Genomic DNA, 19,546 nt, shown 5'->3' on the forward strand with positions numbered 1-19,546 from the left:
CGCCGAGGCGCTGAAGCGGAGCGGCCACTGGAACCCAGCCGAGGGACCACCCCCCGCCGCCGCCACCTGGAACACCCTCGAGGTCAACCAGCCCAATGCCGCGCCAGCACCACGGAGCGGCTCGTGAGCCCGAACACAGCCCACCCAGGAGCCATGGCGTGATTCCGGAACTGGGGCATTTCGCCCTCGCCCTCGCCCTCGCCCTGTCGCTCGCCCAGGTGGGGCTCGGCCTCTGGGGAGCGCAGCGCGCCGAGGCGCGGCTGATGGCGGCGACCGGGCCGCTCGCCGCCGGCATCCTGATCGCGGTCGGCGCCGCCTTCGCCTGCCTCGTCTGGGCCTATGTAGCGAACGACACCACGGTGGCCAATGTGGTGCAGAACAGCCATTCGGCGAAGCCGCTGCTCTACAAGATCAGCGGCACCTGGGGGAACCACGAGGGCTCGATGGTCCTCTGGGTGCTCATCCTCGCCCTTTGCGGCGGCGCCGTCGCCGGCTTCGGCGGCAACCTGCCCTCGGCGCTGCAGGCGCGGGTGCTGGCGGTGCTGGCGCTGATCGCCGCCGGCTTCCTCGGCTTCATCCTGGCGACCTCGAACCCCTTCGACCGCGTCTGGCCGCCGGCACCCGATGGCCAGGGGCTGAACCCGGTTCTGCAGGATCCCGGCCTCGCCTTCCATCCGCCGCTGCTCTACCTCGGCTATGTCGGCTTCGCCGTCACCTATGCCTTCGCCGTCGCGGCGCTGATCGAGGGCCGCGTCGACGCCGCCTGGGGCCGCTGGGTGCGCCCCTGGGCGCTGGCGGCCTGGAGCTTCCTCACCCTCGGCATCGCCCTCGGCTCCTGGTGGGCCTATTACGAGCTGGGCTGGGGCGGCTACTGGTTCTGGGACCCGGTGGAGAACGCCTCCCTGCTGCCCTGGCTCGCCGGCTGCGCCCTGCTGCACAGCGCCGTCGTGGTCGAGAAGCGGGAGGCGCTGAAGACCTGGACTGTCTTCCTCGCCCTGCTCGCCTTCGGCATGAGCCTGCTCGGCACCTTCCTGGTGCGCTCGGGCGTGCTGACCAGCGTGCACGCCTTCGCCAACGATCCGGCGCGCGGCATCTTCATCCTCGGCCTGCTCGCCGCCTTCATCGGCGGCGGCTTCCTGCTCTTCGCCTGGCGGGCCGCGGCGCTGACGCCCACCGGCATCTTCGCCCCGCTCTCGCGCGAGGGCGCGCTGGTGCTGAACAACCTGCTGCTCTGCTCGATCGCTGCGGTGGTCCTGGCCGGCACCCTGTACCCGATGTTCGCCGACCTGATCCTCAAGGAGAAGATCTCGGTCGGCCCGCCCTTCTTCGACACCGCCACCCTGCCGCTGGCCGTGCCGCTGATCGGCGCCATGGGGCTCGGGCCGGTGATGCCCTGGAAGCGGGCGCGGTTCTGGCCGGTGCTGCAGCGGCTGTGGTGGGCGGCGCTGGCCGGGCTGGCCGGCTTCCTGGCCTGCCTCGCGCTCGAGGGGCAGCGGCTCGGCCCGGCGCTCGGCGCCTGCGCCGGGCTCTGGCTGATCGCCGCGGCCCTGGCCGATCTCGCCGACCGCACCGCGCTGTTCAGCCGGCCGCGCGCCGCCTGGTCGCGCGCCCGCGGCCTGCCGCGCGCCGCCTGGGGCGGGGCGCTGGCGCATGCCGGGCTCGGCGTCACCATCCTCGGCCTGGCCGGCATGGGGCTGGCGACCGACCGGCTGGCGCTGCTCAAGCCGGGCGAATCGGTCGTCCTCGCCGGGCTCGACTACCGGCTCACCGGCATCACCACCGTGCAGGGGCCGAACTGGACGGCGCGGCGGGCGCGGGTCGAGGTGCGGGACGGCGACCGGCTGGTCGCGGTGCTGGAGCCCGACAAACGCAGCTTCCCGGTCGGGCGCATGACGACGAGCGAGGCGGCGATCCACACCACCGGCCTCGCCGATCTCTACGCCGTGCTGGGCGAGGAACGCGAGGGCGGCGCGGTGCTGCGGCTGCACCACAACCCGCTCGCCCCCTGGATCTGGATCGGCGGCGCCATCATGGCGCTCGGCGGCGGCCTCTCGCTCAGCGACCGCCGCATGCGGGTCTCGGCCCCCGCCGCCCGGGCGGCCGGCGCCGGGGCACGGGCATGAGCACGGTCGGGGACCGCGGCGCCGCCGCGCCGGATACCGCGCCAGGGGCCGCACCAGAGGCCCCATCGGGCGCCGCGCCCTCCCGCCGCCGGCTGCTGCTGCTCGCCCCCTTTGCCGCCGCCGTCGCCGCCGGGGCCGGCTTCTACGCCATGCTGCGCGGCCTCGGCAGCGGCAGCTACGACCCGAAGGGCGTGCCCTCGGCCCTCATCGGCCAGCCGGCGCCCGATTTCACCCTGCCGCCGCTGGAGGGCACCGACCGCCCCGGCCTCGCCGCCACCGACCTGCGCGGCCAGGGGCGGCCGGTGCTGGTGAACTTCTTCGCCTCCTGGTGCGTGCCCTGCCTGATCGAGCATCCGCAGCTCACCCGCCTGGCGCGCGAGGGCGTGCCCATCTTCGGCGTCGCCTACAAGGACAAGCCGGCCGACAGCCTCGCCTTCCTGCAACGGCACGGCACGCCCTATGCCCGGCTCGGCGTCGACCAGCCGGGGCGCGTCGCCATCGACTGGGGGCTGTACGGCGTGCCGGAGACCTATCTGATCGACCGGCAGGGGATCATCCGCTGGCGCTGGGCCGGGCCGCTGACCGAGGACACCCTGTCGCAGGAGCTGCAGCCGCTGCTGCGCCGCTACGCATGACCGGCATTCGCCTCCCCACCCTGCGGCGCCTCGGGCCCGGCCTGCTCCTGGCGATGGGCCTCGCCCTCGCCGCCATCGCGCCGGCAAGCGCTGCGGTCGGCGACCCCGCCGCGATGCTGCCCGATCCGGCGCAGGAGGAGCGGGCGCGGGAGATCGGCCGCGAGCTCCGCTGCATGGTCTGCCAGAACCAGTCCATCGAGGACAGCGATGCCGACCTCGCCCGCGACCTGCGCCACATCGTGCGCGAGCAGGTCGCGGCCGGGCGCAGCGATGCCGAGATCATGGACTACCTGCATGCCCGCTACGGCGATTTCGTGCTGCTGCGGCCGCCGGTGAAGCCGGAGACCTGGCCCCTCTGGGGCATGCCGGCGATCGCCCTCGGCCTCGGCCTCGGCATGATCCTCGCCATGCGCCGCCGCCAGCGCGCCGCGATGCCAGGAGGGGGGGCCGAGGCCACGCCCGAGCTCTCGGCGGCGGAACGGGCCCGGCTGCAGGCCCTCGAGGATGGCGGCGGGCGGTGAGCGGCCTCGCTGTCTGGCTGGCCCTCGGCCTGCTGGCCGTGGCCGCGCTGCTGCCGCTTGCCGCGACCCTGCGCGGCCCGCCCCGCGCCCGCGGCCGGCGCGAGGCCGATCTCGCCCTCTACCGCGCCCAGCTCGCCGAGCTCGGGCGGGAGAAGGAGGCGGGGCGGCTCGACGAGGCGGCGCACCGCGCCGCGGTGCTCGAGGTGCAGCGCCGGCTGCTCGCCGCCCCGGCGGAGACGGGCCTGATGGAGGACCGGCGCAGCCGCTGGGTGCTGGCGGCGGCGCTGGTCGCGGTGCCCGCCCTCGCCCTCGGCCTTTATCTGCGCAGCGGCATCCCGGAGATGCCCTCGGCCCCCTATGCGCTGCGGCATGAGATCACGACGCGCGACGACCGGCTGCTCGACGATCTGCGCGCGCGCCTGGCGCAGCTGCCGCCCGACAGCCCCCAGGCGCGGGATGGCTGGGCGCTGCTCGCCAATGCCGAGCGCGGCCGCGGCCACCTCGCCGCCGCCGCCGAGGCCTATCGCAAGGCTCTGGCCGCGGGGTTCGATGCCGACCTGACCGGCCAGCTCGCCCAGGTGCTGCTGGAGGAAGGCCGCAGCGAGGAGGCGCGTGACCTGCTCGCCGCCGCCCTGCCACGGGCGCCGGGCCATGTCGGCTTGCGCTTCCTGGCCGGGTTGGCCGAGGCGCAGGCCGGCCGGCCGGAAAGCGCCAAGGCGGCCTGGCGGGCGCTGCTGGCAGACGCGCCGCCCGATGCGCCCTGGCGCGCCATGGTCGAGCGGCGGCTGAGCACACTGCCTTAGGATATTCCCCACGACGCCGCTGCGCGTCTTCGCGGGGATTCTGGGATCCGCGCCATGGGCCAGATCCGTCACAGCCTGAAGCGGCGAAGCCGCGGCAGGCAACGGGAGGCGATGGGGGCAACGGGCGCCGGGATCGGCACCGATAGCCCGGATGGGCTTTGCGGCCGGGGCGGCATCGGCCAGCCTGCAGCGGGACATCCGGAAGGAGCGGAGCATGCAGGCATTCCAGGGCAAGCGCGTCGTCGTCTGCGGCGGCAGCCGCGGCATCGGCCGGTCGATCGCGCTCGGCTTCGCCGGGGCAGGAGCGGCGGTCTCGGTCTGCGCCCGCACCGCCGGGCCATTGGAGGCGGTGCGGGGCGAGATCGCGGCGCTCGGCGTCCCGGCGCATGCGGCGGCCTGCGACCTCGGCGACGCCGCCGCGGTGCGCGCCTATGTCACGGCGGCGGGCGAGGCGCTGGGCGGCATCGACGTGCTGGTGAACAACGCCTCCGGCTTCGGCAGCCAGGATACCGAGGAGCACTGGGCGCAGGGGCTTTCGGTGGATGTCATGGCGACGGTGCGGGCGACGCATGCCGCCCTGCCCCGACTCGAGGCGAGCCGCGGCTGCATCGTCAACGTCTCGTCGATCTCCGGCTTCCGGCCGAGCATCCGCACGCCCGCCTATGCGGCGGTGAAGGCGCTGCTGGTCAACTACACCCAGAGCCAGGCGGCGATGTATGCGCCGAAGGGCATCCGCGCCAATGCCGTGGCGCCGGGCAGCATCGAATTCCCCGGCGGCTCCTGGGAGGCGCGCAAGAGCAGCGACCCGAAGCTCTACAACGCCATCCTGGCGGGCATTCCCTTCGGCCGGCTCGGCACGCCGGATGAGGTGGCGGAGGTGGTGATGTTCCTCGCCTCCCCCGCCGCGCGCTGGGTGACGGGGCAGACCATCATCGTCGATGGCGGGCAGATGCTATAGCATCTCCCACGACGCCCCTGCGCGCCGTCGTGGGGGCCTCGTGATTCGCCCCGGGTCCAGGATACGTCACAGCCTGCCGAGGCAAAGCCTCGGCAGGACAACGGGAGGCGCAGGGCGACGAGCGAGGCGTAGTCGGGGCTGCGGATCAGGGAAGGGCCGCCGAAGGGGCGATCCTCGGCGCCACCGTGTCGCGGGACTCGGCGAACTTCACCGGGTCGCGCCCCCGGAGATGGGCCAGCAGGCAGGCGGGCAGCCTCGTCTCCTGCCCTGCCCCGCGCCGCGGCTCAGCGCGCCGGCACCCCATCCGCCAAGACGACGTGCGAAACCGTGGAGGCCTGCCGCAGCGTCAGCAGCGGCGCGTAGTCGGCGCTGTCGTAGAAGGCGCGCAGCGCCGGCATGTCGGCGAATTCCAGCACCGCCAGCACGTCGGGAGCCGGTTCTCCCTCGACCGCATCGAACGCGCTGCCACCGACCAGGTAGCGGCCGCCGAAGCACGCCACCATCGGGCGGACCTGGCGGACATACTCGCCGAACCCCTCGGGATCGGTGACCTTGATCGAGGCGATGAGATAGGCGGGCATGGCGGGCTCCTCCCTGGACCTTTTCCTCCCCGGGCATGCTGCCCGACCCGCCCGCCCGCCGCTACAGCGCTGGCATCGCCTCGGCGAGATCGTCGTCCCGCTCCATGGCGCCGAGCGTGTTCCAGCCGCGCTCGTATTGCGGCGGCACCGCCAGCGCCCGGGTGCGGCCGAGCGCCGCCGCGGCATGCAGCGGCCAGTAGGGATCGCGCAGCAGGGCGCGGGCCAGCAGGATCAGGTCGGCCCGCCCCTCGGCGAGGATCGCCTGGGCCTGCGCCGGCTCGGTGATCATGCCGACCGCCGCGACCGGCAGCCCCGCCCCCTGCCGCACCGCCTGCGCCCCCGGCACCTGGTAGCCCGGGCCGAGCGCGATCTTCTGGTCGGGATGCAACCCGCCGGAGGAGACATCGACCATATCGACGCCGAGCGCCCGCAGCCGGCGGGAGAGCTCGACCGTCTCCTCCGTCGTCCAGCCGCCCGCCACCCAGTCGGTGTGCGAGACGCGGACGCAGAGCGCCACCGCGTCCGGGATGGCGGCGCGCACCGCCCGCGTCATCTCCAGCACGAAGCGGGCGCGGCCATCGAAATCGCCGCCCCAGGCATCGTTGCGGCGGTTGGAGAGCGGCGAGAGGAATTGGTGGCCGAGATAGCCATGCGCCGCATGCAGCTCGATGAAGCGGTAGCCGGCCGCGACGCTGCGCTTCGCCGCGGCGGCGAAGGCCTCGATGGTCGAGAGGATCTCCGCCTCGGTCATGGCGCGCGGCACGGCATAGTCGCCGAAGGCCTCGGCCGAGGGGGCGAGCGGCGTCCAGCCCTTCGCCGCCGGCGCCGGCCCATGCAGCCAGGGGGCGTTGCGGCTCGCCTTCCGCCCGGCATGGGCGAGCTGGATGGCCGGCACCGCGCCGAGCGCGGCGATGCCGCCCGCCAGCCGCGCATGGCCCGGCAGGTGCTGGTCGCCCCAGATGCCGAGGTCGTCGGGCGAGATCCGCCCCTCCGGCGTCACCGCCGCCGCCTCGGTCATCACCAGCCCGGCGCCGCCGACGGCGCGGGAGAGGAGGTGCTGCAGGTGCCACTCGGTCGGCTTGCCATCGCCGCCGCAGCAATACATGCACATCGGGGAGACGCCGATGCGGTTGCGCAGCGTCACACCGCGCAGGGTCAGCGGCTCGAACAGGTCGGTCATGGTGTCTCGCTCCTGAGGGGCGGTCCGCTCCAGGGGGGCAGGCGGCCGAGGCGGTTCTCGAACACGGCGAAGAACACCGGCGCGCCCGGCGGTGCGGGATGGAGGATGCCCGCCGCATCCGCGGCGAAGCGGGTGCGGGTCACGGCATCCAGCACATTGCCGCCGATCGCGTCCACATGGCCAGGGCCGGCCTCGACGACGATGTCGCAATGCATGGGCCGGAAGCGGCCGGCATCGGCGGCGCGCTGCCGCCAGTCCAGGATCGGGTTGCGGCCGCGATCGGCGCAGAGCAGGTCGCCCGGCTGCGGCGCGATCTCCTGCGGCGAGCGCGGCAGGAAGAGCGCCGTCTCAGGGTAGCGGAGGGCGTCGGCGATCAGCGCGTCGACATAGGCGGAATGCGCGGCATTGGGCGGGAATTCCCGCCGGTCGATGCCGGCGGCCAGCATGACGTAGCTGACGAAGGCCGCCGACCAGTAGGGATCCTGCCAGAGGCGCAGGCCCTCCGGCTGCCCGGCCAGGGCCGCGGCGTAGCGGCGGCGGTTCAGCGCGATCGCCCCCTCATCCTGCGGCACGGCGCGCCAATAGGCGAGGATGCGGGGGAAGTTGGCCGGATCGCTCTCGGCATGCCATGTCGGCGGGTGCTCGCCGGCTGTGACCTCGATCCGCCCCCATTCCGCCCATTCCGCCAGGGCGACGCGCAGCATCCGCTCCCGCGCCGCCGGCGGGTAGGCGAGCGGCGGCACTGGCACCGGGGCGCCGGCGCAGGCGGCGAGGATGCAGGCCGCGAGCAGCGCCTGCGCCAGCCGCGCCAGGCCGGCGAAGGGGGCGACGCGGCCGCGCCGGGCACCGACCGGACCGGCCCCGGCTGCGTCGCCGCCTTCATCAGAATGCTGCACCATCGCCATGAACCGTCCGCGCACCGGCTTACTTCGTTGTCATAAGAATCTTCTTTTCACTCAAATGTGAGTGAACCATAGTATGGATGTTCAGGCGATGCCTTGGACGTCTCCTCCCAGTGATCCTGGCCGCGACCTGGGGTCGGGCTACGGATCGCCACTTAGGGCCGGTGGGCAACCACCGGCCCCTTTTTTTGCCCGTACCCTCACCCCATCCGCCGCCGCGTCAGGCTGAGCGCGCCGGCGGCCAGCGCGAAGCCGATGGCGACGAGCAGCGCCACGCGCGGTCCGCCCGCCCCGGCGATCTGGAAGCAGAGCCCCACCACCGTGGTGCCGAGGGTGGTGCCGAGCAGCCGCGCCGTGGCCTGCATCCCACCCGCCCCGCCGGCCCGCGCCTTCGGCGCCGAGCTCAGCATGGTGCGGTTGTTCGGCGTCGAGAAGCAGCCGAAGCCGGCGCCGCAGAGCGCCATCATGGCGCCGATGATCAGCCCGTTGCCGAGCAGCGGCAGGCTCGCCACCACGCCGAGCCCGACCGCCATCGCCCCCATGCCGAAGGCGCAGAGCAGCGCGGTCGGCACGCGGTCCGAGAGCCGGCCGGCGATCGGCGCGCCGAAGGCCATGCCGAGCGGCCAGGGCGTCATGATCAGCCCGGTGCCCGCCGTGCTGATCCCCGCCCCCTGCAGCAGGAAGGGCAGCGAGACATAGCTCGCATACCAGGCGGAGAAGGCGCAGATGGAGGCGGCGACGGAGAAGGCGATCACCCGGATCCGCAGCAGGTCGATCGGCAGCAGCGGCGCCGGCTGGCTGAGCTGGCGCCGCACCAGCGCCGTGCCGCAGGCAAGGCCGAGCAGGACCAGCAGCACGGCGGGCAGCGTCGCGTGCAGGATGAGGTCGATGCCGAGGAAGACCGGCCCGAAGGTCAGGACGTTGAGGCAGGCGCTCGGCCAGTCGTAGCGCCGCCCGCTGCCGGCATGGTCGGGCAGCGAGCGCCAGCCGATGGCGATGCCGAGAAGGCTTACCGGCACATGCACCGCGAACAGCGCCTGCCAGGGCGCCACGGTGAGGATGGCGGCGGCCAGCGAGGGTGCCGAGGCGCCGGCGACGGCGACCACCATGGCGTTGAAGCCGATGGCGCGGCCGAGCAGCCGCAGCGGGTAGATGTGCCGGATCATCCCCGCCGTCAGGCTCATCACCGCCGCCGAGCCGAGACCCTGCAGGATGCGGCAGGCGAGCAGCGTCTCGAAATCCGGCGCCAGGGCCGAGCCGAGCGAGGCCAAGCCGAACAGCGCGAAGCCGCAGAGGAAGACCGGGCGGAAGCCGAGCGTCTCGCCGAGCGAGGCGAGCGGCAGCAGCGTCGTCACCACGGTGAGCTGATAGGCGTTCAGCAACCAGGTCGCGCTCGCCGGCGAGATGCCGAGGGTGCGGGCGATGCCGGGCAGCGCGATGTTGACCATCGAGCTGTCGAGCACGGTGATGGCGATGGAGACGGAGACTGCCGCCACCGCCCAGAGGCGACGCGGCATGGGCAGGCCGTCGGCCTCGACGGGCAGCGAGGGGCGCGGGCCGGATTCGTTCATGCCGTGGCCTGGCGAGGCGCTGCCCCGACCCACGCCCCGGCGTTCGAGGGGCAGGAAGGTGAAACCGTCCTGCGCTCACCATGATGCATCATCGGCCGTGGATCAGGCGCGCGGCGCCTGCAGCGCGTCCCGCACGGCGGCGGTGTCGTAGAGCTCGCGGAATTCGAGGACACGGCCATCGCGCAGGCGCAGGATGTCGGTCTTGGCCAGCACGATCTCCCGCCCCGTCGCATGCACGCGGCCGCGCGCCTCGGCGAGCACCGTGACCCATTCGCCGTCGGCGATCACCCGCTCCACGGTGTAGGAGGTGACGGCGAGGGCGGCGTCGAGCGCGGCGAAGAAGGCCTCGACCCCGGCGCGGCCGCGATGCGTACCGCCCCAGGGGATGCCCGGGCAGGCGGCCGAGGTCCAGACGACATCCTCGGCCAGGGCGTCCAGGACCGCGGCGCGGTCGCCCCTGGCATAGCAGGCATAGAGCTCGTCCTGCCGCGCGCGGCTCAGCGCCGTCAGCGCCATCAGTTCGTCACTCATGCCCCTCTCTCCTCCCGCCGCCCGCCGCGTTCCCCGCGATCGGGCCTGCCGCCCGCCGGCGGCGAGTCCGCTACGCCGCCCCGTCAGGCGCCCCGCGCCCTCCCCTCAGGCCGCCGCCCGGGCCGGGACCTGCGGCAGCGCGACGCCGACCAGCGCATCGCGCGTCACCAGCGCCGCGAGCTGGTCCTCGGACCAGCCCTCGGTGCCCTCGGGGCGCATCGGCAGCACCATCCAGCGGTAATCCGCCGTGCTGTCGACCACCCGGACCTTGGTTCCCGCCGGCAGCGTGGTGCCCCATTCCGCCAGCACCCCGCGCGGGTCCCGCACCGCGCGCGAGCGGTACTCGAAGCTCTTGTACCAGCCCGGCGGGTAGCCGAGCACGGCGCGCGGATAGCAGGAGCAGAGGGTGCAGACGACCAGGTGATGCAGGCCGGGCCGGTTCTCCAGCACGCCGAGCGGCGGCGCGCCGGCCATGGAGACGCCCATGCGCTCCGCCGCCGCGGCGCCGTCCTGCAGCAGCAGCGCCCGCCAGGTGGGGTCGAGCCAGGCGCGGGCCACCATGCGGGCGCCGATCTCAGGGCTGGCGCGGTCGGTGCGGGCCTGCATCGCCGCCAGCTCCTCCTCGCTGACAAGGCCCTTGGCGCGCAGCGCGGCGACCAGCCGCTCCAGCCGGGCGAGGCTCTCGGCGCGGGCCGGGGCGCTCATGCCGGCCTCCCGGGGGAGCGGGCAGCCGCCTGTTCATCGGACATCACGCAGCCTCCTTGCCGGACGCATCGGCCGATTCCGGGGCCGGTTCCAGCCAATGTTCGAAGATCTCGACCAGCAGCGTGTCACCCTCCCCGCCCTCCTGCCAGATCGGCGGCTGCGCGAAGAGCACATGGTAGAGGAGGCGCCGCGGCGCCGGGCGGGCGAAGGCGAGGTCCTCGGGATTGGCGAAGGCGCCGAGCACCGCCTGCACCTCGCCCTCCCGCCCGCGCAGGTAGTGCGGCGTGCGGATGTGGCAGGAGGGGGCGCCGGAGGGCAGGCGGCGGCGCTCCGGCCAGGCATCCCGGACGCGGACCCGCGCGCCGGGCGCGAAGCGAGGGGTAGGATCAGGGGCAGGATCGGCGCTCATGCCAGATCCTCCGGCGTCACCACGCCCTTCTCCAGCATCAGGCCCGTGATGGAGGTCAGCCAGCGCTCGTAATAGGTAAGGGCGAAATACTCCGGCTCCGGGATCGCCTCGATGCCGCGCCGCAGCTCGTCCACCGTCATCAGCCCCTTCTGCGCCAGGATCTGGCGCAGCGCGTCCACCCGCTTGCCGAAGGCATCCGGCGGCGCCTCGTCGCGCTCGACCGCGCTGCAGCGGAAGCGGCTGAGGCCGCCCATGTCGTGGATGGCGGGGGTCGGTGCGGGGTCGCTCATGGGGAAAAGGCTAACCCGCGACGGCCCGGCCTGGGAACAGGCCTGGGGGCGCCGCGGCGGGTCCGGATGCATGCTGCCATGCGGCAAAGGCCGGCGGCGTGCGTTTACCCGGACAGGTCCCATGCCCGGAGCCCCGATCCATGCGCCTGCCCTTGACCCCGCCCGACCGGCTCGATGCCGCGCAGAAGCCGCTTTATGACGATATGCGCGCCGGCATCGACAAGAACTTCAAAGGCTTCGCCACCGTCGCGCCGGATGGCGCGCTGATGGGGCCGTGGAATCCCTGGCTTCGCTGGCCGCGGATCGGCGGGCCGATCTGGGAGCTGACCAAGACCCTCTCCTTCGAGACCGCGCTGCCGCGGCCGGTGCGCGAGGTCGCCATCCTGGTCACCGGCGCGCATTTCCGCGCCGCCTACGAGCTCTACGCGCATGTGATCGCGGCCGAGCAGCGCGGCCTGCCGGATGCGAAGCTCGCCACCATCGTTGCCGGCCAGCGGCCCGCCGACCTGACGCGGGAGGAAGCGGTCGCCTATGACATCGCCGCCGCCCTGGTCGGGGGCGGGGCGCTGCCCGAGCTGATCTGGAAGCAGGGGGTCGAGGTCTTCGGCGAGGATGCGGCAGCCGAGCTGGTCTATCTCGTCGGCCTGTATTGTCTGGTCTCGATCACGCTGAACGGCTTCGACGTGCCGGTGCCCGAGCCGGGTTGAGCGCCGCCGGGCGCCCGGCTCAGAGCGGGTCGCGATCCATGTCCCGCGGCATGGGGCCGCCCATCAGCCCCGCCGGCGGAGCGCTCATGTCGGAGCGGAAGCTGACATGGTCCTGGCCGTCGGCGACATGCCGGCGCTCGTAATGCTTGGCGTACTTCTCGGTGACCAGGTCGGTCTTCACCACGATGCAGACATCGGTGGTGTTGAACTGCTGGTCGAGGACGGCGCCGTCGCCGACGAAGCCGCCGAGCCGCAGATAGCCCTTCACCAGGGGCGGCAGCTCCTGCACCACCGCGCGCAGGTCGAGCGTCGCCGGATCGAGGCGGTTCATCGGCACGTAGCGCTCGGGCAGGGCGCGCGGCCGGATCGCCAGCGGCGCCAGGTGGTGCGTGTGCAGGAAGGTGAGCGCCGGCGCGAGGGCGTCGAGATCGGTGCCGTGCAGGCTGGCGCAGCCGAACATCAGCCCGATCCGGTGGTGGAAGACATAGGCGGCGATGCCGCGCCAGAGCAGCTGCATGCTGCCGCGCGTGCGGTGCTGCGCATCGACGCAGGACCGGCCGAGCTCGAGGATCTCGCCGCTGAGGGCGAGCAGCGGCCGCAGGTCGTATTCCGCGGCCGAGTAGAAGCGGCCGATCCGGGCCGCCGCGGGCCGGCGGATCAGCCGGTAGGTGCCGACCACCGCCGCGGCGCCCTCGCCGAGGTCGTGGTCGAGCACCAGCAGATGGTCGGCGACCGCGTCATACTCGTCGCGGTCGCGGCCGCTCGCCAGCGTCGCGGCATCCGGATGCGCCCCCATCTCCTCGTAGAAGACGCGGTAGCGGAGCGCGAGGGAGGCATCGATCTCGGCCTCGGTCTCGGCGAGCCGGACCCCGAGATTGCCCGCCCGCAGCTCGCCGAACCCGGCCTCGCTGGCGAGGCTGCTCATGCCGGGTCGCGCCCGTTGCGCGGCTTGCGGCGGCCGGCGCCCGGCTCCGGCGCCGGGTCCGGGAAGCGACGGCCGAACAGTTCGAGCCGGTGGTCGACGAGTTCGAAGCCGAGCCGCGCGGCGATCTCGCGCGCCAGCACCTCGTGCCGCTCATCGGCGAACTCGATCACCTTGCCGGTATCGACATCGATCAGGTGGTGGTGCGGCCCGTGCTCGGTGGGCTCGTAGCGGGCGCGGCCGCCCCCGAAGTCGTGACGCTCGAGGATTCCCTTCTCCTCGAGCAGCCGGACGGTCCGGTAGACGGTGGCGATGGAGATGTGGCTGTCGCGCTCATGCGCGCGACGGTACAGCTCCTCGACATCCGGGTGGTCGGCGCTCTCGGAGAGGACGCGGGCGATCAGGCGCCGCTGCCCGGTCATCTTGAGGCCGCGTTCGATGCACAGCCTCTCGATTCGGGAGATGCCCTCGCGGTCGGCGGAAGCGGGCGTGTCCATGCGGCTTCAGATTCGGCCTTTGATGCGCGATGGCCGGCGAACCGGCCACCTTGTTTCCTTCAGGGCCGGGACCATAGCCTCCCCCGCCGCTCGCCACCATGGCGGAGGCGCGACAGGCCAGGATGGTCCGGGCGCGAGACGGATCCAGGGCCGGGCGCGCCGGTCGGCCGGTTCAGCCGACCTTCATCGCCGGGTTGGCCGCCGCCGCCTCGCGCCGCGCCCCACGGGCCGGGCGGCCGCGCGGCTTGGTGCCGAGGCCGATCTTCTTGGCCAGCGAGGAGCGATGCTTGGCATAGTTCGGCGCGACCATAGGATAGTCCGGCGCCAGGCCCCAACGCTCCCGGTACTGCTCGGGGGTCATGTTGTAAGAGGTCTGGAGATGCCGCTTCAGCATCTTCAGCTTCTTCCCATCCTCCAGACACACCAGGTATTCGGGTGTAATCGACTTCTTGACCGGCACCGCCGGTTGTGGACGCTCGGGCTGTGGCTTCGCCACGGGCTGTCCTACAGAGGATAGCGTACGATAAACCTCCTGGATGAGGTTCGGGAGGTCTCCCAACGCCACCGGATTGTTAGAGACATGAGCCGCGACGATTTCGGCTGTCAGTCCCAGCAGGTCGGCAGAGGGCGAATCTTCAGCCATGCGACGTATCTTCCCGTTGTCGGCGGGCGAGCTATACTACCCCCTCACATGGTTTCGCAATACGTTCCGGCGTTTCAAAGGGCATCTTCCGTTGGACTCTATCGCCGAACAAGAATTCAATAGCGATCATCAGCTGGACATCACCACCGACACTTGTCCAATGACCTTCGTGCGCACCCGACTCGCTCTCGATCGGATGCAGAGCGGCCAGACCCTGCTGCTGCGCCTCCGCGGCGAGGAGCCCCGCCGCAACCTGCCCCGCACGGCGCGCGAGCAGGGCCATGCCGTGCTGGCCGAGCGCGAGCTCGCCGACGGCACCATGCTGCTGCTGCTGCGCAAGGGTTGAAGCCGGTCTCGCTGCGTCCGGCCGCAATATCCACGGCGCCGCCGCACGGCCGTTACTTCCTGGCAGGCGCCGGCTGCAGGTCGCGGCGCAGCACCAGCGCATCCGACCCATCCGCATAGTAGCGCCGCCGCCGGCCCACCTCGGCGAAGCCCTGCCCGGCATAGAGCGCCTGCGCCGGCGCGTTGCCCGCGGCGACCTCGAGGAACATCGCCGCCGCGCCGCGCGCCGCCGCCCCGGCCAGCGCCGCGGCGAGCAGGCGGGCGCCGTGGCCCTGTCGGCGCGCCGCCGGCCGCACCGCGAGCGTCAGGATCTCCGCCTCCCCGCCCGCCGCGCGGGCCAGCACGAAGCCGGCCTCCGGGATCCAGAGCCCAAAGGCGCCGGGCAGGCCGAGCATCAGCGCGATCGCATCCGGCCCCCAGGCCTCGGCGGGCGGGAAAGCCTCGGCATGCAGCGCGGCGAGCGCCGCCGCCTCCGCCGCGCCGGCCGGCCCGGGCGTCACGCCGGGCTGGCGAGGGGCTGCCGCACCGCCGGCGGCTCGACATAAAGCGGCCGCGCCGCGAGGGGCGGCAGGCGGCCGGTCAGGCGCAGCGCCGCGACGCGCGCCACCGCGGCGGCCTCCGGCTGGCGGCTGGCGCTCGCCTCCACCTGGGCGCCACGGGCCGCGAGCGCGGCAGCGACCGCTTCGGCGGCGTCGCCGACCAGGATGACCGGCCCGCCCGGCAGCGGCAGCGACTCGATGGCATGCACCTCGGGCAGCCCCTCCGCCGCCGACGCCCCCGCAGCGAAGCGTTCGAGCACCACCCGCCCCCGGCGGTTGTCGACGACCGACCAGATGCTCCGGCCCGCCCGGGCCGCGGCGGGCAGCGCCGCCGCCAGCGCCTCCCCGGTCGTCACCCCGAGCACCGGCAGGCTGGCCGCGAGCGCGACTCCCTGGGCCAGGGCGAGCGCGGCGCGGATACCGGTGAAGCTGCCAGGCCCGACCACGGCGGCGACGGCATCGAGGTCGGTGGCGGCGATGCCGGCCTCGCGCAGCACCGCCTGCGCCATCGGCGGCAGCGCCGCGGCCTGGCCGCGATCGGCATCGAGGAGGTGCTGGGCGCGGATCGCGGCATCGGCCTGCACGGCGGCCGAGCAACGGGCAAGGGAGGCGTCGAGGGCGAGAATCCACACCGGACGGGTTCCTGGGCCGGGTCGTTCACCCGGAGCGACATGCTATCGCCCACGGGCCTTTCGTGTCACGAACGATATGAGATCGCACGCGACGATGATCGGCAATGTCGCTGCCGGCGCGGGCAGGTCACTACAGGAGAAGCTCGATCATGGCCGGCACATGGTCGCTGGCCTGCGGCCAGCCCCGCGCCGGCTTCAGCACTGCGTGACGCGACAAGGCGCCGGCGAGGTCCGGGCTGACCCAGAGATGGTCCAGCCGGCGGCCACGATCCGAGGCCTCCCAGTCGCGCGCCCGGTAGGACCACCAAGTGTAGAGCTTCTCGGAGGGCGGCACGAAATGCCGCAGCGCGTCGTGCCAGGCACCGGCCTGCATCCAGCCGGTCAGCGCCTCGACTTCGACCGGCGTGTGCGAGACGATGCCGAGCATCTGCCGGTGGCTCCAGACATCATGCTCGAGCGGCGCGATGTTCAGGTCGCCGACCAGCACGCTGCGCGGCCGGGCGCCGCGCGCCGCCGACCAGGCGGTGGCCTCGGCGACGAAGTCGAGCTTGTGGGCGAATTTCGGATTGGCCTCGCGGTCCGGCAGGTCGCCGCCGGCCGGGACGTAGAAATCATGCAGCTCGAGCGGACCGCCCGGCGCGTCGAGCGAGACGGCGAGGTGCCGGCAGTCGCCGCGGCGGCACCAGTCCGGCTCCTCGGCGCGCACGGTGAGGGGCAGCCGCGAGAGGATGGCGACGCCGTTGTAGCCCTTCATGCCCTTATGGGCGATGTGCGGGAAGCCGAAGGCGCGGATGTCCTCGAGCGGGAAGAGCTCGTCCGGGCACTTGGTCTCCTGCAGGCAGAGCACGTCCGGATCGAGCGCCTTCACCAGCTCCGCCAGCAGGCCGCGGCGCAGCCGGACGGAGTTGATGTTCCAGGTGGCGATGCGGAGCGGTCGCCCGGCGTGCTGGGTCGGCATGGGAAGGGCATAGTCGCCAGCGGCAGCGGCCACAATGCTTCCCGGCTCCTTCCCTTGGCCCTTCCCCGGCCGGACAGGCCCTGCCGCGGCGAGGCCCCACGGGCGGCGCCGTCAGACGATGCGCGTGCGCACCTCGCCCACGCCCTCGACGATGCCCTCCAGCAGGTCGCCCCGCTGCACCGCCGCCACGCCCTCCGGCGTGCCGGTCATGATCAGGTCGCCGGGCGCGAGGCGCACGAGATGCGAGAGGTTCGAGATCACCTCCGGCACCGACCAGATCAGCTTCGACAGGTCGGAGGACTGCACCACCTTGCCATTGACCCTGAGCTCGATCCGGCCTTTCGAGACGTCGACGCCCTTGGCCGGGACCAGCGCGCCCATCGGCGCGGAATTGTCGAAGCCCTTGCCCATGTCCCAGGGGCGGCCGGTCTTCTTGGCCTCGTTCTGCAGGTCGCGCCGCGTCATGTCGAGGCCGGCGCAATAGCCCCAGACATGCCCCATCGCCTCGGCCACGGGGATGTCGGCGCCGGCCGCGCCGATCGCCACCACCAGCTCCATCTCGTGGTGGAGCTGCTTCGTCATCGGCGGGTAGGGCATGTCCGCATCGGCCACCACCAGCGCATCGGCCGGCTTGGTGAAGTAGAAGGGCGGCTCGCGGGTCGGGTCGCTGCCCATCTCGATGGCGTGCTCGGCGTAATTGCGGCCGACGCAGAAGATCCGGCGCACCGGGAACATCTGCTGGCTGCCCTTGATGGGCAGGGCGGCGATGACCGGCGGGGCGATGACGTAATCGGACATGCCGCGTGGCACTCCTGCAAGCGAGGCGGCGAGCCCCCGGAGCGGCCGCGGCCGTCCGGAATGTCACGTCGCCCGGGACTGGGATCCGGCGCGGCGGCGATCCATGACGGCCGCGCCGCGCCGGTCGCAGTCTTTAGCCTGCCGCCGCCAGCACGGGAAACGCCGGGCCAGGCCGCCGCCCGCCGACGCCGGCGGTCGCCGCGACGGCGGGGCAGACGCGAACGGAAGGGCCGGCCGTCCTGGGGCAGTGCCGAAATGCTCTGCCCGAGAAGCGGGGTTCACTTGGCGTCGTACATCAAGTAGATCGGCTAACTTGCGGAGAAACGGCAAAAAGCAAAAAAAAGCGCCCGGACAGGGGGGTGTCCGGGCGCCGTTGTTGCTTGCTTCCGATCGGAAAGGTCGGGCGAGCCGGCAGGGGAAACCGGCCTCGGCCACCAACCCATTATAGGCGGGTTGGCCTGTGGATATTAGCGAGGACGGGGCGCAGAAGCAAAAGCCTTTGCGCGACACAGGCATGCGAGACCGCCATATCGCCCAGAGGTCGCGTAACTGTGACCGGAAACAACCGCAACCGCGGTAGCCGACAATTGGATGTTGCTATTCCGCCGCTTGCGCCAGCGCTTGCCGGTGGGGCTCGGCCCGGCGGGCGGCGGAACGGGCGGCTGCCTCGCCGAAGCGCTCGAACAGCGCCCGGCTGACCGGATCGCGTTCCCAGTCATACTCCGGATGCCACTGCACGCCATAGGCGAAATTGATGGAATCTTTTACACGCACAGCTTCAATGGTGCCATCGGGCGCCCAGGCCTCGGCGACCAGGCGCGGCGCCAGGCGGGCGATGCCCTGGTTGTGCAGGGAGTTCACCATCAGCTCGGTGCGGCCGGCGAGCTCGGCCACCAGGCTGTCCGGCTGCAGCCGCAGTCCATGCGCCTTGGCGACGCGGATGCGCGGCAGCTGCTGGTCGGCCGGGGTCGAGTGGTCGATACGGCCCGGCAGGTCCTGGATCCGCTGGTCGAGGCTGCCGCCGAGCGCCACGTTCAGCTCCTGGAAGCCGCGGCAGATGGCGAGCAGCGGCACGCCCGTCGCAATGGCGGCGCGGATCAGCGGCAGGGTGGTGGCGTCGCGCGCCAGATCCTCCGGCGTGCCCTCGGCATGCGGCGGCCCGGCATAGAATTCGGGGCAGACATTCGAGCGGCTGCCGGTGAGGATGAGGCCATCGAGCCGCGGCAGGATCTGCGGCGCCATCGCCTCACCCGCCGCCGGCAGCAGCACCGGGATGCCGCCGACCGGGCCGAGCACCACGCGAACATAGCTGTCGGAGGCCGCGTGGTTCGGCGTCGCGAAGATGCCGAAGGCCTTCATGCAGCAGGAAATACCGATGAGCGCTTTCATCACGGTTCCAGCTTCATCCCCGATTGCGGCACGATCAAGATGCCGGCGCGAATAGTGATGCAGGTTTCGCGCCAATCCCTGACCGCTTCCTTGACTTGATCACGGCCCCGCCAAGCGCTCCGCACCGGAGATAGGCGCCCCGCGGCGGCGCCGACCAGGGAATGCCGCATGGCAGCGCCGGCACCGGCGCAGGGCTCCCGCCGCGGCTACTGGATCCCCAGCTCCTCGCGGAAGCGCGGGTCGTTGAAATCGAAGAGGATGGAGGGGAAGCGCCCGCCATATTCGGGCTGGGACAGCGTCACGCGCGTCTGCTGGCCCTGCGCGTCGACGACGGCCCATTGCCGCAGCTCGACCGGGTCCTGGGCGAAGACCAGGGTGAGCTGCCCCTCGGCGGCGCGGCCGGTGCGGAACAGCGTGATCCGCAGCATCCCGCCGCCCCGCTCCACCCGGCTGACAGTGACGTCGCCCGAGAGGCGGAGGTCGTCGCGCATCAGCATGCCGAGCGGCGTGGCGCCGATCGGCAGGGTGGTCGCCTGCCTGAGCTGGCGGTCGAAGTAGAAGAATTGGCCGTAGCTGGCGACGAGGAGCAGCGGCTCCGGCGGGTCGTATTCGAAGCGCATCTTGCCCGGCCGCACGATCCAGCCCGTGCCCTCGGCCGAGGCGCCGTTCTGGGCGATCTGCAGGAAGCGCGCCTTCAGGCTGGTCAGGCGGTTCAGCCAGGCCTCGGCGCGGGCGACATCGGCCCTGTCGCGGTCGGAGAGCGGCCGCGACTGAGCAAGCGCCGCGGGGGCAAGGACCGGCGGAGCCAGCAACAGGGTGGGAAGGGCGAGCAGGGATCGGCGCAGCATCACCCCTCATGTGGACCGGGCGCCGCCGCCGGGAAAGCCCCGCAGCGCCCGCCAGGGAT

Annotated in this window: 24 protein-coding genes; 7 read left to right on the forward strand and 17 right to left on the reverse strand. The window is 72.8% G+C overall.

Going from position 1 to position 19,546, the window contains the following annotated elements; translation table 11 throughout:
• Window positions 1–158 precede the first annotated feature (158 nt).
• From HJG45_RS18880 to HJG45_RS18900, 5 genes are all read left to right on the forward strand, one after another.
• Window positions 159–2,123, forward strand: coding sequence for a heme lyase CcmF/NrfE family subunit (locus HJG45_RS18880; protein ID WP_171613893.1), 1,965 nt, complete (start codon window positions 159–161; stop codon window positions 2,121–2,123).
• A complete protein-coding gene (locus HJG45_RS18885) occupies window positions 2,120–2,758 on the forward strand; it encodes a DsbE family thiol:disulfide interchange protein (protein WP_171613895.1) in 639 nt (212 codons plus the stop codon). The genes HJG45_RS18880 and HJG45_RS18885 overlap by 4 nt, the downstream gene beginning before the upstream one ends.
• Window positions 2,755–3,279: a cytochrome c-type biogenesis protein gene (locus HJG45_RS18890; RefSeq protein WP_408902027.1), complete on the forward strand. Its 525-nt coding sequence runs from the start codon at window positions 2,755–2,757 to the stop codon at window positions 3,277–3,279. The genes HJG45_RS18885 and HJG45_RS18890 overlap by 4 nt, the downstream gene beginning before the upstream one ends.
• Window positions 3,276–4,082, forward strand: coding sequence for a c-type cytochrome biogenesis protein CcmI (gene ccmI, locus HJG45_RS18895; protein WP_171613897.1), 807 nt, complete (start codon window positions 3,276–3,278; stop codon window positions 4,080–4,082). The genes HJG45_RS18890 and ccmI overlap by 4 nt, the downstream gene beginning before the upstream one ends.
• Before the next feature lie 214 nt (window positions 4,083–4,296).
• Window positions 4,297–5,040, forward strand: a complete 744-nt coding sequence (locus HJG45_RS18900) for an SDR family NAD(P)-dependent oxidoreductase (RefSeq protein WP_171613899.1) — start codon at window positions 4,297–4,299, stop codon at window positions 5,038–5,040.
• Between the two features lie 284 nt (window positions 5,041–5,324).
• On the opposite strand, the gene HJG45_RS18905 is transcribed toward HJG45_RS18900, so the two are convergent.
• From HJG45_RS18905 to HJG45_RS29475, 8 genes are all read right to left on the reverse strand, one after another.
• Window positions 5,325–5,621 (reverse strand): DUF1330 domain-containing protein, encoded by a 297-nt coding sequence (locus tag HJG45_RS18905; RefSeq protein WP_171613901.1) that lies wholly within the window; start codon window positions 5,619–5,621, stop codon window positions 5,325–5,327.
• Between the two features lie 61 nt (window positions 5,622–5,682).
• Window positions 5,683–6,801, reverse strand: a complete 1,119-nt coding sequence (locus tag HJG45_RS18910; protein ID WP_171613903.1) for an NADH:flavin oxidoreductase/NADH oxidase — start codon at window positions 6,799–6,801, stop codon at window positions 5,683–5,685.
• Complete coding sequence (locus HJG45_RS18915) at window positions 6,798–7,700, reverse strand: DUF2272 domain-containing protein (RefSeq protein WP_254452636.1); 903 nt, start codon at window positions 7,698–7,700, stop codon at window positions 6,798–6,800. Before HJG45_RS18915 ends, HJG45_RS18910 begins: the two co-directional genes overlap by 4 nt.
• Window positions 7,701–7,903: 203 nt before the next feature.
• Complete coding sequence (locus HJG45_RS18920; protein WP_171613905.1) at window positions 7,904–9,274, reverse strand: MFS transporter; 1,371 nt, start codon at window positions 9,272–9,274, stop codon at window positions 7,904–7,906.
• 102 nt (window positions 9,275–9,376) lie between these two features.
• Window positions 9,377–9,805 carry a nuclear transport factor 2 family protein gene (locus HJG45_RS18925; RefSeq protein ID WP_171613907.1) on the reverse strand — a complete coding sequence of 143 codons (429 nt, stop codon included), beginning with the start codon at window positions 9,803–9,805 and terminating at the stop codon, window positions 9,377–9,379.
• 105 nt (window positions 9,806–9,910) lie between these two features.
• Entirely contained in the window at window positions 9,911–10,510 is a 600-nt protein-coding gene (locus HJG45_RS18930) for a nitrile hydratase subunit alpha (protein ID WP_171613909.1), read from the reverse strand.
• 43 nt (window positions 10,511–10,553) lie between these two features.
• The gene (locus HJG45_RS29470) at window positions 10,554–10,919 is read right to left on the reverse strand and encodes an SH3-like domain-containing protein (protein WP_171613911.1); all 366 of its coding nucleotides are present in this window, start codon (window positions 10,917–10,919) and stop codon (window positions 10,554–10,556) included.
• Window positions 10,916–11,209, reverse strand: coding sequence for an SH3-like domain-containing protein (locus HJG45_RS29475; RefSeq protein ID WP_171613913.1), 294 nt, complete (start codon window positions 11,207–11,209; stop codon window positions 10,916–10,918). Before HJG45_RS29475 ends, HJG45_RS29470 begins: the two co-directional genes overlap by 4 nt.
• A 140-nt stretch (window positions 11,210–11,349) precedes the next feature.
• Here HJG45_RS29475 and HJG45_RS18945 point away from each other — a divergent pair, with 140 nt between their 5' ends.
• Window positions 11,350–11,916: a carboxymuconolactone decarboxylase family protein gene (locus HJG45_RS18945; RefSeq protein WP_171613915.1), complete on the forward strand. Its 567-nt coding sequence runs from the start codon at window positions 11,350–11,352 to the stop codon at window positions 11,914–11,916.
• Window positions 11,917–11,935: 19 nt separating this feature from the next.
• Here HJG45_RS18945 and HJG45_RS18950 read toward each other — a convergent pair whose 3' ends face one another.
• From HJG45_RS18950 to HJG45_RS18960, 3 genes are all read right to left on the reverse strand, one after another.
• Complete coding sequence (locus HJG45_RS18950; protein WP_171613917.1) at window positions 11,936–12,841, reverse strand: GNAT family N-acetyltransferase; 906 nt, start codon at window positions 12,839–12,841, stop codon at window positions 11,936–11,938.
• Entirely contained in the window at window positions 12,838–13,335 is a 498-nt protein-coding gene (locus HJG45_RS18955) for a Fur family transcriptional regulator (protein WP_171613919.1), read from the reverse strand. Before HJG45_RS18955 ends, HJG45_RS18950 begins: the two co-directional genes overlap by 4 nt.
• Before the next feature lie 172 nt (window positions 13,336–13,507).
• Window positions 13,508–13,978, reverse strand: coding sequence for a MucR family transcriptional regulator (locus HJG45_RS18960; RefSeq protein ID WP_171613921.1), 471 nt, complete (start codon window positions 13,976–13,978; stop codon window positions 13,508–13,510).
• On the opposite strand from HJG45_RS18960, the gene HJG45_RS28890 reads away from it, so the two are divergent.
• Window positions 13,977–14,324: a sulfurtransferase TusA family protein gene (locus HJG45_RS28890; RefSeq protein WP_171613922.1), complete on the forward strand. Its 348-nt coding sequence runs from the start codon at window positions 13,977–13,979 to the stop codon at window positions 14,322–14,324. The two genes, HJG45_RS18960 and HJG45_RS28890, sit on opposite strands and share 2 nt — an antisense overlap.
• A 52-nt stretch (window positions 14,325–14,376) precedes the next feature.
• Here the strand turns inward: HJG45_RS28890 and HJG45_RS18970 are convergent, their stop codons facing one another.
• From HJG45_RS18970 to HJG45_RS18995, 6 genes are all read right to left on the reverse strand, one after another.
• Window positions 14,377–14,823: a GNAT family N-acetyltransferase gene (locus HJG45_RS18970; RefSeq protein ID WP_368040633.1), complete on the reverse strand. Its 447-nt coding sequence runs from the start codon at window positions 14,821–14,823 to the stop codon at window positions 14,377–14,379.
• Window positions 14,820–15,494 (reverse strand): tRNA (adenosine(37)-N6)-threonylcarbamoyltransferase complex dimerization subunit type 1 TsaB, encoded by a 675-nt coding sequence (gene tsaB / locus HJG45_RS18975; RefSeq protein ID WP_171613924.1) that lies wholly within the window; start codon window positions 15,492–15,494, stop codon window positions 14,820–14,822. Before tsaB ends, HJG45_RS18970 begins: the two co-directional genes overlap by 4 nt.
• A gap of 130 nt (window positions 15,495–15,624) precedes the next feature.
• Complete coding sequence (locus HJG45_RS18980) at window positions 15,625–16,452, reverse strand: exodeoxyribonuclease III (protein WP_171614307.1); 828 nt, start codon at window positions 16,450–16,452, stop codon at window positions 15,625–15,627.
• A 111-nt stretch (window positions 16,453–16,563) separates the two neighbouring features.
• Window positions 16,564–17,250: a fumarylacetoacetate hydrolase family protein gene (locus HJG45_RS18985; RefSeq protein ID WP_171613926.1), complete on the reverse strand. Its 687-nt coding sequence runs from the start codon at window positions 17,248–17,250 to the stop codon at window positions 16,564–16,566.
• A gap of 597 nt (window positions 17,251–17,847) precedes the next feature.
• The gene (locus HJG45_RS18990) at window positions 17,848–18,639 is read right to left on the reverse strand and encodes a gamma-glutamyl-gamma-aminobutyrate hydrolase family protein (protein WP_171613928.1); all 792 of its coding nucleotides are present in this window, start codon (window positions 18,637–18,639) and stop codon (window positions 17,848–17,850) included.
• Window positions 18,640–18,845: 206 nt separating this feature from the next.
• Entirely contained in the window at window positions 18,846–19,487 is a 642-nt protein-coding gene (locus tag HJG45_RS18995) for an outer membrane lipoprotein carrier protein LolA (protein WP_174890513.1), read from the reverse strand.
• Window positions 19,488–19,546 lie beyond the last annotated feature (59 nt).

Source organism: Roseicella sp. DB1501, assembly GCF_013112485.1.
In the GTDB taxonomy this organism is placed as follows: domain Bacteria; phylum Pseudomonadota; class Alphaproteobacteria; order Acetobacterales; family Acetobacteraceae; genus Paracraurococcus.